The sequence below is a fragment of the Maribacter sp. 6B07 genome (assembly GCF_002700155.1).
In the GTDB taxonomy this organism is placed as follows: domain Bacteria; phylum Bacteroidota; class Bacteroidia; order Flavobacteriales; family Flavobacteriaceae; genus Maribacter; species Maribacter dokdonensis.
Genome location: NZ_PDUT01000001.1, coordinates 150,410 through 162,428, shown reverse-complemented (window position 1 = coordinate 162,428; position 12,019 = coordinate 150,410). Strand labels below are relative to the sequence as shown.

Annotated in this window: 13 protein-coding genes; 5 read left to right on the top strand and 8 right to left on the bottom strand. The window is 35.1% G+C overall.

All coding sequences use genetic code 11. The annotated features are described in order from the left end of the window. Positions 1-169 precede the first annotated feature (169 nt). Both CSC80_RS00680 and CSC80_RS00675 read right to left on the bottom strand, forming a co-directional pair. A complete protein-coding gene (locus tag CSC80_RS00680; protein ID WP_099189069.1) occupies positions 170-1,072 on the bottom strand; it encodes an SMP-30/gluconolactonase/LRE family protein in 903 nt (300 codons plus the stop codon). A 9-nt stretch (positions 1,073-1,081) separates the two neighbouring features. Continuing rightward, positions 1,082-1,915, bottom strand: coding sequence for a sugar phosphate isomerase/epimerase (locus tag CSC80_RS00675; RefSeq protein ID WP_099189067.1), 834 nt, complete (start codon positions 1,913-1,915; stop codon positions 1,082-1,084). A gap of 174 nt (positions 1,916-2,089) precedes the next feature. Here CSC80_RS00675 and mazG point away from each other — a divergent pair, with 174 nt between their 5' ends. Beyond that, on the top strand, positions 2,090-2,866 hold the full coding sequence (gene mazG, locus CSC80_RS00670; RefSeq protein ID WP_099189065.1) for a nucleoside triphosphate pyrophosphohydrolase: 777 nt from the start codon (positions 2,090-2,092) through the stop codon (positions 2,864-2,866). A 3-nt stretch (positions 2,867-2,869) separates the two neighbouring features. Here mazG and CSC80_RS00665 read toward each other — a convergent pair whose 3' ends face one another. After that, on the bottom strand, positions 2,870-3,274 hold the full coding sequence (locus CSC80_RS00665; protein WP_083414260.1) for a response regulator: 405 nt from the start codon (positions 3,272-3,274) through the stop codon (positions 2,870-2,872). Between the two features lie 350 nt (positions 3,275-3,624). Here CSC80_RS00665 and CSC80_RS00660 point away from each other — a divergent pair, with 350 nt between their 5' ends. The 4 genes from CSC80_RS00660 to CSC80_RS00645 are packed head-to-tail and all read left to right on the top strand — an operon-like array spanning position 3,625 to position 7,503. After that, on the top strand, positions 3,625-4,992 hold the full coding sequence (locus CSC80_RS00660; protein WP_074672777.1) for an MATE family efflux transporter: 1,368 nt from the start codon (positions 3,625-3,627) through the stop codon (positions 4,990-4,992). A 53-nt stretch (positions 4,993-5,045) separates the two neighbouring features. After that, the gene (locus tag CSC80_RS00655; RefSeq protein ID WP_071341621.1) at positions 5,046-5,273 is read left to right on the top strand and encodes a hypothetical protein; all 228 of its coding nucleotides are present in this window, start codon (positions 5,046-5,048) and stop codon (positions 5,271-5,273) included. Between the two features lie 5 nt (positions 5,274-5,278). After that, on the top strand, positions 5,279-5,848 hold the full coding sequence (locus CSC80_RS00650) for a phosphatase PAP2 family protein (RefSeq protein ID WP_099189062.1): 570 nt from the start codon (positions 5,279-5,281) through the stop codon (positions 5,846-5,848). Then, a complete protein-coding gene (locus tag CSC80_RS00645; RefSeq protein WP_099189060.1) occupies positions 5,845-7,503 on the top strand; it encodes a glycosyltransferase family 39 protein in 1,659 nt (552 codons plus the stop codon). The genes CSC80_RS00650 and CSC80_RS00645 overlap by 4 nt, the downstream gene beginning before the upstream one ends. On the opposite strand, the gene CSC80_RS00640 is transcribed toward CSC80_RS00645, so the two are convergent. The 5 genes from CSC80_RS00640 to CSC80_RS00620 all read right to left on the bottom strand — a co-directional run bounded on the left by CSC80_RS00640 (position 7,500) and on the right by CSC80_RS00620 (position 11,966). Further along, a complete protein-coding gene (locus tag CSC80_RS00640; RefSeq protein ID WP_099189058.1) occupies positions 7,500-8,396 on the bottom strand; it encodes a lysylphosphatidylglycerol synthase transmembrane domain-containing protein in 897 nt (298 codons plus the stop codon). The two genes, CSC80_RS00645 and CSC80_RS00640, sit on opposite strands and share 4 nt — an antisense overlap. Beyond that, positions 8,380-9,339 carry a glycosyltransferase family 2 protein gene (locus CSC80_RS00635; RefSeq protein ID WP_071341625.1) on the bottom strand — a complete coding sequence of 320 codons (960 nt, stop codon included), beginning with the start codon at positions 9,337-9,339 and terminating at the stop codon, positions 8,380-8,382. Before CSC80_RS00635 ends, CSC80_RS00640 begins: the two co-directional genes overlap by 17 nt. Before the next feature lie 83 nt (positions 9,340-9,422). After that, positions 9,423-10,412 carry a methylmalonyl Co-A mutase-associated GTPase MeaB gene (meaB, locus tag CSC80_RS00630; RefSeq protein WP_099189056.1) on the bottom strand — a complete coding sequence of 330 codons (990 nt, stop codon included), beginning with the start codon at positions 10,410-10,412 and terminating at the stop codon, positions 9,423-9,425. 38 nt (positions 10,413-10,450) lie between these two features. After that, positions 10,451-11,023, bottom strand: coding sequence for a DUF2911 domain-containing protein (locus CSC80_RS00625; protein WP_099189054.1), 573 nt, complete (start codon positions 11,021-11,023; stop codon positions 10,451-10,453). 28 nt (positions 11,024-11,051) lie between these two features. Further along, positions 11,052-11,966, bottom strand: a complete 915-nt coding sequence (locus CSC80_RS00620; protein ID WP_099189052.1) for an aldose epimerase family protein — start codon at positions 11,964-11,966, stop codon at positions 11,052-11,054. Positions 11,967-12,019 lie beyond the last annotated feature (53 nt).

Genomic DNA, 12,019 nt, shown 5'->3' with positions numbered 1-12,019 from the left:
TTATTGAATATATGATAATATAAGATCATTGTAAATGCGTTTTTTACATGAGACCTTTAATTGCTGATCAATGTGTTTGATTTATTTAATTAGGTTATGGGCAAATAATCAAATGTAATCTCTCCTTTTAGAGTTATTACAGTTTATAGGTTTCAATAGCCGCATTCATCTAGTATCTAACACCTTTCACATTCATTTTTAGAGTGTAAATAGCACCCATTGCCGTAATGAATAGTATGTTTTGGTCCTTACCTCCAAAAGTGATATTGGCCGTCCAGTTTTCGTTTAAAGGAATATGATGTATTTGTTCGCCTTTCTTGTTAAAAACAGTAACACCATCACCTGTAAGGTATATATTGCCTTTATTGTCAATGGTCATGCCATCTGAACCCATATTGGTGAAAAGTTTTTTACCTGTTAGGGTTCCATTAGGTTGTATGGTGTAAGCATATGTTTTTTTATCCCCAATATCAGCAACGTAAAGTGTTTTACCATCTGGAGTACCTATGATACCATTGGGCTGAACAAAACCAGAAGCTATAATAGATACCTCTTTTCCATCTGGAGATATGTAATACACATTCTTTTCTGAAATTTCTGCCTTAGTTCTTGTCCAGTATTCTCTTTGGTAATAGGGGTCGGTAAAATAGATACCACCTTTTAAATCTACCCAAATATCATTAGGACCATTAAGTTTTTTATCTTCAAAAGAAGTTAATAGGGTATCAACATTTCCGTTACTGTCAATTCTCCATAGTTCATTATTTTCGTCTGCAGCAGCCAATAAATTTCCGTCATGGTCAAAATATAGACCGTTGGCCCTGCCCGAAGGTTCTTTGAATATACTTACCGAATTGTCATTTGCATGCCACTTAATTATTTTATCATTTGGTTGATCGGTAAAATAAACATTGCCATCTTTATCTGAGGCCGGACCCTCCGTAAAACTGTATGTACTATCTACTTTAACGAGCAACGCATCGTCTGCTATTATAGATGAATGTTGGGCTTTACAAGAGAATACAAGAATGCCTAAGGCAAGAGAACTGATTATGGTATACTTGGTTTTCATGTGTTAAGCTTATAGATTCTTTAAATAATTCATATTATACTGCATGCTTTCTATAGGTGTGCTACTATATTCTTCTTGTTCAATGTAAATATGTTCAACACCAGATAGTTCTTTTAACTCAAGCATTAAAGGTATGTCAAGCACTCCTTTACCAAATTCAGTACTTACTTTTTCATGCATATTCATATCCTTCAAATGCCATAACGGAAACCTGCCCGGGTATTTTTTAAAATAATGTAAGGGGTCTTTACCGGCAACAACCACCCAACCCAAATCAAGTTCCATGTGCACTAGATCCTTTTGGGTGTTATCCATAAGAACATCATAAAGAATCTCTCCTTTTTCAGATTCAAATTCATATTCATGATTATGATAGCCAAATTTTAAACCTTGCCTTTTACATGCTTCACCAGCGATATTAAACTTTTCAGCAACCCTTTTGTAATTATTTACAGTTTGTCCTTTAGAAGGTAACGACGAACAAATCAAATATTCCTGTCCAGATGCTACTGCATCTGCTATAGTCCGTTCAAATTTATCATCTAAATGTACATGGCCACTGGTAAGTGTCATTCCCAATGCTTTACAGGTTTCTCCCATTTCCACAGGTGATAAGCCATAGTAATAGCCTTTATTTGATCCTGCACTTTCAATTTCCTTAAAACCTAAGCTTGCAATTGTTTCCAAGGCTTTTTTAGGATTTTTCAACATGGCTTCTCTAAATGAATAAAGCTGTACGCCGTATATTGAATTTTTAGGAAATGCTAAATTAAGCTGAGGCGTTAAAAGGGTAGCGGCACTGAACAGACCTGCCCGTTTAAGAAAATTTCTGCGTGTTTTCATAGGTGTGATAATCTATTGTTGTTAGTTGTTGTTTTAACAATTGTAATTTCAGAGGTAATGGTTGCATGAGTAGTGCAAATCATGATAACTACTTATGATTTTAAATGTACGAAAACAAAACAGGATTTTTAGCGAGAGAATCTATGGTTGCTTACTTTTGTGAAAACCGCATTCATGAACAATAGAAAGGAACAATTACAGGCACTTGATCGATTATTGACTATCATGGACGAATTACGGGAGCAATGCCCTTGGGATAAAAAGCAGACCATGCAATCCCTTAGACATTTGACCATAGAGGAAACCTACGAGTTGGGTGATGCCATTTTAGATAATGACCTTAATGAGGTGAAAATGGAATTGGGAGATGTACTGTTGCATATTATATTCTATTCAAAAATTGGGTCTGAAACCAATGATTTTGATATAGCTGATGTAGCTAATGCCATTTGCGATAAATTGGTGAATAGACACCCACACATTTACGGAGACGTTAAGGTGTTAAATGAAGATGACGTTAAAAGAAATTGGGAGCAGATCAAGTTAAAAGAAGGTAAGAAAAGTGTATTGGAAGGGGTTCCAAGGAGTTTGCCGGCTCTAGTGAAAGCAAATAGAATACAAGACAAGGTAGCGGGAGTAGGGTTTGATTGGGAAGAACCACAACAAGTTTTTGAAAAGGTACAGGAAGAATTAGGCGAACTTCAAGAAGAGGTGCAAAAAGGTGAAATTGAAAAGATCGAAGCTGAATTTGGTGACGTACTTTTTTCAATGATCAATTACGCTAGATTTTTGGGGGTTAATCCAGAAAATGCGCTGGAAAGAACCAATAAGAAATTTATTAAGCGTTTTCAATATTTAGAAAATAGCGCAAAGGAAATAGGCAAGGATATGAAAGATATGACCTTAGAGGAAATGGATATCTATTGGAATAAAGCTAAGACCTATGAGTAATTTTTAGTTATTAAGTTCAACGTCCATGATTTTCTCTAGATCTCTATGTTTTATAGGTTTTATGAAATAATTTGAGATTTCAGGAAAGCTCTTTGCTATTTCTACATCTTCTGCGTTTATAGATGAGGTTAACATGACAATTTTAATTTTCTTATTTATTTTGGACGCTACTTGTTGAAAGTCCCTAATAAAATCGAAACCGTTTAAAATAGGCATGTGAAGGTCAAGAAAAATTACATCGGGTAAATCTTCAATGGCATTGACGTTATCCTGTATAAATTTTAAGGGCTGTAAAGAATCTGGAAAGTCAACAATTCTACTTGCGGATAATTGTTTTAAATAACGTTTCATTACATACTTAGATATATCGTCATCGTCTATAATCCAAATTAATGGGTCTTGGGACATAATTAATGGTAATTGGTGTGTTAGGTGTATATAACGAATCGCTAATGCATAATAGTATCTTTTGTGTTGGTTGAATAGCTAATTGGTCAAATTTTAACTTATTTCCCTAGTAGGGTTTTCATTCAATTTTTTAATTTAAATTAATGATTTTGAGTGTTTTATAATATTTTGTTCTAACTTTTGAATGGTTAATTTAATTTTAATTTATTGTAAAATTTATTTGTTATCTACCATCTTGTATGCTGATGAATTAGAGCAACTAGTGCTGTAAAATTCAATGATTTTAACTGGCTGAAAGCAAAAAAATATTGTTCAATTAGCGGTACCTTTGTTAAAAATTAGATTCAGTTTTGTTAAAGAACTACACGAAGGAATTTCGATATAACATTAAGCTTTCTGTTCCGGTAATTTTAGGAATGTTGGGTCACACCTTTGTACAGTTGGCAGACAATATTATGGTTGGTCAATTGGGCACAGCGGAATTGGCTGCGGTATCTTTGGGTAATAGTTTTGTTTTTATTGCCATGTCATTAGGTATTGGTTTTTCAACCGCAATTACACCTTTAGTAGCTGAAGCAGATGGAGCAGGTAATAAAGAAAATGCCAAAAGCGCCCTAAAACATGGTCTTGTTTTATGTACTGTTTTGGGGTTGTCATTGTTTGGTTTAATTCTATTGTCAAAACCAATTATGTATGCCATGAAACAACCATTGGAAGTGGTTGAGTTGGCATTGCCCTATTTAGATTTAGTAGCATTTTCTTTGGTACCCCTTATTGTTTTCCAAGCATTTAAGCAGTTTTCAGAGGGGCTTTCTCAAACTAAATACCCAATGTATGCTACTATTATTGCCAATGTCATAAATATAGTTTTGAACTACCTATTGATTTTTGGCAATTTTGGATTTCCAGAAATGGGAATTGTTGGTGCTGCCGTAGGCACTTTGGTATCAAGATTCTTTATGGTTCTCTACTTATGGTTCATCCTAAAAACAAAAGAAAAGTTCAAGTATTACGTCACTAAATTCAATTTTGCCAATTTGGAGAAGACGGTAATGCAAAAAATTGTAGAATTAGGTTTTCCATCTGCCTTACAAATGTTTTTTGAGGTAGGTATATTTACCTCTGCTATTTGGTTAAGTGGGGTTTTGGGTAAAAATGCCCAAGCGGCAAACCAAATTGCACTTAATTTAAGCAGCATGACCTTTATGTTTGGAATGGGGCTTGGGGTAACTGCAATGATTAGGGTTGGTAATCAAAAGGGTTTGGCTAATTTTAAAGAATTACGACGTATTGCCCAGTCTATTTTCTTATTGACATTTTTGCTGGAAATTGTATTTGCCGCATTGTTCTTGATAGGTAGACACTGGTTTCCATCATTATATTTAGATATTGATGATATGACCAATTTTGCTGATAATACAGAAGTGTTGATCATTGCCGCAGAGTTGTTATTGGTAGCCGCTTTCTTTCAAATTTCAGATGGGGTACAAGTGGTAGTTTTAGGAGCTTTACGTGGTTTGCAAGATGTAAAGGTCCCTACATTGATTACATTTATATCTTATTGGATTATTGGCTTTCCGGTGAGTTATTATCTATGTCTTCATACTGATTTAAGAAGTACGGGAATTTGGGTAGGATTGCTCACAGGGCTTACGGCATCAGCTATTATGTTGTATCTTCGATTTAATTATTTAACTAAAAAACTAATTGCTGCTTAAGAACGTATTTTTAATCTGTAGCAGTTTATATTCAACTTATAGACCAGATTTTTATGGAATTTCCAAAATTTTTATTGGGCGATAATACTGATTATCCAACGGCAATTTTTGTTGTGCATACCGAGTTTCCTCGATTTATAATCAATCTTGAAAATGATGAGGTGGAATGGCTTGAAGAATTCTCCAAGGAAGATGAAAAAGAGTTGGAAGACGAAGCTGAAAATTTAATTGAGGCAGCAACTGCTTTTTACGATCGCGAAGTTTCAAGGTACGAAGATTAACTATTATGCTTGAAGAGCTTTTACAGTTAGATCAAGATTTCTTTTTATACCTCAACGGACTAGGTACTAAGAATTGGGACAATTTTTTTCAGTTTGTTTCCAACAAATTCAGTGCTATACCACTATACCTTTTTTTACTCATTCTTTCCTTTCAGAAATATGGGGCCAAGAAGACGTTGGTGCTTTTGTTTACTGTGGCCCTTTTAATTACGGTTACTGATCAATTGGGTAACTTCTTTAAGTATGGGGTGGCAAGGCTAAGACCTTGCCATGATCCGGAGATAGCTCCTTATATGAGACTGGTAAAGAGTTATTGTGGTGGCAAATTCGGGTATTTTTCGGCTCATGCCTCTAACTCTTTTGCTCTAGCAGTATTTTTTGGTAGTATTCTTAAATCAAGTGTAAGGTATTTGGGTGTGTTTTTGGTGTTGTGGGCTGCTTTGGTCGCGTATAGCCGTGTATACATTGGCGTTCATTTTCCTTTGGATATTTTGACAGGGGCTTTTATAGGCTCTTTGTTCGGCTGGTTGTTTGTAAAGTTATTTATATTTGCACTTCGCAAATTCTCCCTATGATATCTAATCTAAGGTACTGGTTTTTAATTGTTTTAGTTTTTTTGGTATACGTTGCAGGTATGTTTGTAACGTTATTTGAAAATGATTCCGCCCAATTTTCTGTAATGGCCATGAGAATGGTACAGGAAAGTGATTTTTTTAGCCTCTTTAAAGGACCGGAAGAGTATTTGGATAAACCGCACATGCATTACTGGTTGGCAGCTCTTTCCTATAAGATCTTTGGTATACATGAGTGGTCTTACAGAATTCCTGGAATATTGGCCACCTTATTGGCAGCCTATAGTTGTTATGGTTTAGGGAGTTTACTATACAATAAAAATGTAGGTAAACTTTCTGCTTTGATATTTATGACTGCACAGACGATCGTACTTGGGGCAATTGACGTGCGTACCGATGCAGTTTTAACGGGCTTTAGTATTCTAGCTATATGGCAACTAGCCACATATATAGAGAGAGGTAGCGTAAGGGCTATTATTATTGGAGCGTTTGCAGCCGGTATTGCCTTCTCTACCAAAGGTCAAATAGCGTTATTGGTTATTGGTCTGCCCATCTTATGTCATTTGTTTTACACAGGAAAATGGAAGGCTTTTATAAGCTATAAGGTATTGGTGGCGCTATTGGTTTTTGCAGTGACGATAACTCCAATGTTGTATGCTTACTATCTTCAGTTCGATATGCATCCGGAAAAAGTTATTCGTGGTAAGGCTAACCGAAGTGGCATATTCTTTATTTTTTGGGAACAGAGTTTTGAACGGTTAAGCGGTGAAGGCATTGGTAAGAATAGCAGTGATTACTTTTTCTTTTTTCACACATTTTTATGGGTGTTTCTACCATGGACTATTTTGGGTATTGTTGCCTTTTATAGTAAAATAAGAACATTCATCGGTCAAAAATTTAAGTATGCAAATGGGTCGGAATTTTTAACCATAGGTGGTATAACCTTAATATTCATAATCATCAGTTTTGCCCAGTTTAAACTTCCTCATTATTTAAATATTACAATCCCGTTATTCGCCGTAATTACCGCGGCATACATTAATAAACTATATACTGTTAGTAATACAAAGACTGTAAAGTATTTAATGATCGGGCAATATTTTGTTTTAAGTATTGTCTTTATTGCTTCGGCTTTAATTTGCTTCTATGTGTTTAAGTTACGTAGTATGGTGGCTTATTTCTTTTTATTGGTTGCGGTAATTATTATTGTGTACTATGCCCTTAAAAGAGAAGGTGTTTTTATGAAACTGGTTACCATTTCAGTATGCGCTTCGTTATTGCTGAATGCCGTTTTAAACTTGCATTTTTATCCTAATTTATTAGACTATCAAGCAGGTTCATCAATGTCTAAAATTATAGCGGAAAAGGATATTCCTGTAGATCGAATTTTTAAGGTAGGTAAGGATTATACGTGGTCATTAGATTTTTACAATCGTTATCCTGTTCAAATTACGTCTCCAGAAATGTTGAAGAACAAAAAAGACATATGGGTCTACGTAAATGATGAGGAAATGGCCAACTTACAGGAACAAGGTTTTGATTGGGATTCGCAACTTTCTGTAGATCAGTTTAGAATTACTCGTTTGCAAGGTAAATTCTTAAACCCTAATACGCGTAAAAAGGTGACACGTAAAATGCACTTGTTACATATTTACTAAAACTCTTTTGTTTGTTGTTTAGGTGTTTCTATTACCTGCAATTTAATTTTTTTGAAGTGATACCATACTCCAGTTAAAGATACCAAGGCGGTAATTAAAAAGAAAAGCACACTAACACTTACAGATACATTTTGATCAAGCTCTAAGAACTTAGCTCCGTAAAAAAAGGTCACTTCTCTACTGCCAATACCACCTAAGGTTAATGGTACTACCGCTACTATAGACGAAATCAAGAAAATAATGAGATATGATATTTGATCGGTATCAATATGAAGAGCTAAAAGAATACACCAAATACTTATTAATTGTGCAAGTTGTACCAGCGCTGATAATACTGTTGATTTCCAAAATATTGGTAGTACATAATTGAAGAATTTTTTATTTAGAAGCCAAAAAATAACAACAGAAAATGGTATGGCAGTAAAGAATATCCAATGATAACCTGTTAATAGTTTGTTATCCAGAAAACCAAGCAGCAAACATGCATAGATAAATAACAGTAGTAAGCCTCCAAGACGATCTAGTACAAGTACGCTTACGATTCTTTTGGTCTTAACTTCAAATGTTTTTTTGAGGATATACCCTTTGTATGCATCACCACCTATACCACCGGGTAAAAATAGGTTATAGAACATACCCAATAGATACAGCTTAAAGTTGCTCTTATGGGTGAGCACAATTTGCAAGCGATGGAAGTAAAGATTTAATCTTACTGCGGCTACAAGCTTAGAGATGACAAAGAATAATAAGCCCAGTAATAAGTACATTAAATTACTGGTGAACAGAATACTCTTTATTTCACTTACATTGATTTTAGTGAAAATAAAATAGATTAAAACGGTACTGATCAGTACTTTTAATACGGTAGTTGCTTTCTTATTTAACTTGGCCACCTACGCTTACTTTTTTAATGCGGTACGGTCTTTTGTTCTGAGATTCATAATAGGTTCTGATCAATAATTCCATAACAATACCTATTGTAAACAATTGAATACCTGCAAAAATGAACATCATACCTACTGTCAATAAAGGTCTTGTACCGATATCTTCGCCCAAGCCGAACTTAACGATCAATAGATATATATTAATAAAAACACCAATAATAATCATTAATGAACCAGAAATACCGAATAGGTGAATTGGACGTTGAAAGTATTTGCGAATAAATAGTAACAGCATCATATCTGCAACTACTTTAAATACACGTTCCAACCCATATTTAGAAACCCCTGCATTACGTGCATGGTGTTTTACGGGTACTTGCTTTATCTGTCCTCCTTCAAGAAATGCCAATAGGGTTATAAACCTGTGCATTTCTCCATAAAGATTTAAATCTTTGGCAATATCTCTTGTAAAAACCTTCAAGGCACAACCATTGTCCTTGATATCTAGTTTGGTAACACGCCGAACCAAGAAATTGGCAATTTTAGAGGGTATCTTCTTAACTAGAGAGTCTTTTCTCTTTTGACGAATACCGGTAACAACATCATACTCGCCACTTACGGCATAGGTTAGCATTTGGGGAATATCAGAAGGGTCATTTTGCAAATCACCATCCATAGTAATGATATATTCTCCTTCGGCATAATCTATGCCTGCTGCCAACGCCAAACTTTGTCCGTAATTTTTCTTTAGTTCTATAAGATGCACCTTGTCATCTTTTAAATCTTTTACTACTTTCTTGGTTTTGTCTTTTGAAAAATCATCAACGTAAATGATTTGATAGTCATAACCTACCAAACTTTCGTGAATTTTTTGGGTTAAAAGAGTAACATTATCTTCCTCATTATATAAAGGAACAACTACCGAAAGTAGAGAAGTGGTAACAGGCTGCATTGGGTTGTTTTTGAAATCAATGCAAAGTTATGTTTTTTAAACTAAAGAAGGTCTACTGTAACACCAGTAACGCTTTAGGGAATTTAATGGGGTTTTAAAGCCTTTAAGAGCTTTTCTGCAGCTAAGAAGGGTGATGAATTTCCGTTAATGACTTCATTTTTTAATTGCGGCAGTAATTCCATAGTCTTTGGGTGACGATAAAACTCTGATAATAATTCTTGTTCCAAATACTGAATGAGCCAATTTTCATTTTGTCTCTTACGGTTGTTTAGAAAGTGACCAGAAGCTTTCATGGTATTACAATAGGTAACTATTAATTCCCAAATTTCATGTAAGCCTTTAAATTCAATGGCAGAACAGGTCAATACTTCTGGAGACCAGCCATTTTCTTTGGGTGGAAACATATGTAGCGCCCTTGTAAATTCCATTTTTGCCATTTTTGCACGTTGTATGTTGTTTCCGTCGGCTTTTGTAATTACTATGGCATCGGCCATTTCAATAATTCCTCTTTTTATACCCTGTAGTTCATCACCCGCACCAGCTATTTTTAATAATAAAAAGAAATCTACCATGTCATGAACTGCCGTTTCGCTTTGTCCTACCCCAATGGTTTCTATTAAAATACAGTCGTATCCAGCGGCTTCAAGTATTACGATACTTTCCCTGGTCTTTCTTGTGACACCGCCTAATGATGAACCAGATGCAGATGGTCTTATATACGCATTGGGATTTTTAACCAATTCTTGCATACGTGTTTTATCTCCAAGAATGCTTCCTTTGGTTCTTTTGCTTGACGGGTCTATGGTCAATACGGCAACTTTTTTACCCGTGGAGGTAATCAGATCTCCAAATTGCTCAATAAATGTGCTTTTACCGGCGCCAGGTACACCGGTAATACCAATTCTTATGGAATCTTGTTTTTTTGATATACACCCGCTAATTATCGCATTGGCAATTAAACGATGCTGAGGCTTTGTGCTTTCTACAATAGTAATAGCCTTACTAACTATGGCAACATTATTTGCATAGATACCTTCAAGAATTTCAGATGTCGTAAGGTTGGCTAAATTCATGGCAACGGCTTCTATAGTGTAATTGTAACGTAAATGTACTATTTGTAAATGGGAATCATGATTTTGGTAGTATCCCAGGCTAAGTCCAAATAATCTTGCTGCTGTATCCCTTCTTTCAAATGCTCAAAATCAATGGAGAAATTCTCTACGGGATTTTCTAATGTTTTTACCGGGACTTCAACCGTTAAATAATCAAATCGTGGGTCATGTGTGGTTTGGTTACCATCTACCCGGGTTACTCCCCAATCTGGTATTTGAGTATTGAATATAACTTTCCAACTATTCCGGTTAGGTACCGTCCATAATGAATATTTACCCGCAGGTAATATTTTATCAATTATTTTAATGTTTTGGCTAGTAGAAAAGGTGGTAGGTTCATTTGCCCCGGTTCGCCAAACTTTACCAAACGCTACTAGGTCTCCAAAAATAATTCGTCCTTTTTTAGACGGGCTGGAATATTGAACCTCTAAAGAACTGCCTTTTAATTCTAGTTGTGCGGTTTTAGCGGGGCTAAACTTTTTAGCCTCTTGGTGTATGTAAGGTATGATTACCAAATAAACAAGTGCCACGATAAGGGCTATAACAATGAAAATTCTCTTTATTAACTTCATTTATTACCGGTAATTCTATACACGAAATTTAACTTTTCTTACCTAAATCAAACTTAAAGATAGAAATGTTGTTGTATAGATCACCAGGCCTTAAGAGGCTTTTAGGAAAATCTGGTTGATTTGGTGCATCTGGGTAGTTTTGTGTCTCAAAACATATACCAGGGAAATCATCTGGAGTATAGACCACCAAAGCTGGCTGATTGGTGTATACCTTCATGGTAATGCCCGAACTTTTGGAATGTAGTTCTGCTACCTTTTCATTACCAATATCTTTCACATAAATAGTATCAAACCTTTGTAGACCTATTTTTTTAGGTAAAAGAAAATCGTACTCGGTTTTACGAACTGGAACAATATTTCCCGTTGGCAGCAAATTCTCTTGTGTTTCTAATCTATATGGACAGTTGAGCTGTAGTTCGTACTCATCTATGTACGGATTTTTATCTAATTTAAAATAGGAATGATTGGTAAGGTTTATAACCGTACTTCTATCCGTCATTCCCTCATAAATGACTTGCAAGGCGTTATTCATTAGTTTATAGGTAACACTAACGGTTAAATTACCTGGGTAGCCTTCTTCTAAATGCTTGCTGTTATAGGTAAGTTTTACAAATGGTTTATCGCTATGGTCCACTTCATCTATGTTCCAATATTTTTGATGAAACCCTTCTTTACCTCCATGTAAGTGTACACCGTCTTCTTGATACAGGTCATATCTTGCTCGGTCTATTACAAAACCACCATTGGAAATTCTACCTGCGTAACGCCCAACACTGGCACCTAACACATGATCATCTAATCTATATCTGCTTGGATGGTTGTAGCCTAAAACTACATTGGTGAATTCACCATCATCTCCTTTAACAAGTAATTTTTGAATGGTTGCGCCATAATCTAAAACCATTAGGGTCAAATAGGCATTGGAAATTGTAACTTGTTTCAAAGGAAAATTTTAATAGTGTAGTGTAAAAATAAAAATTTTTGCCACATTCTATT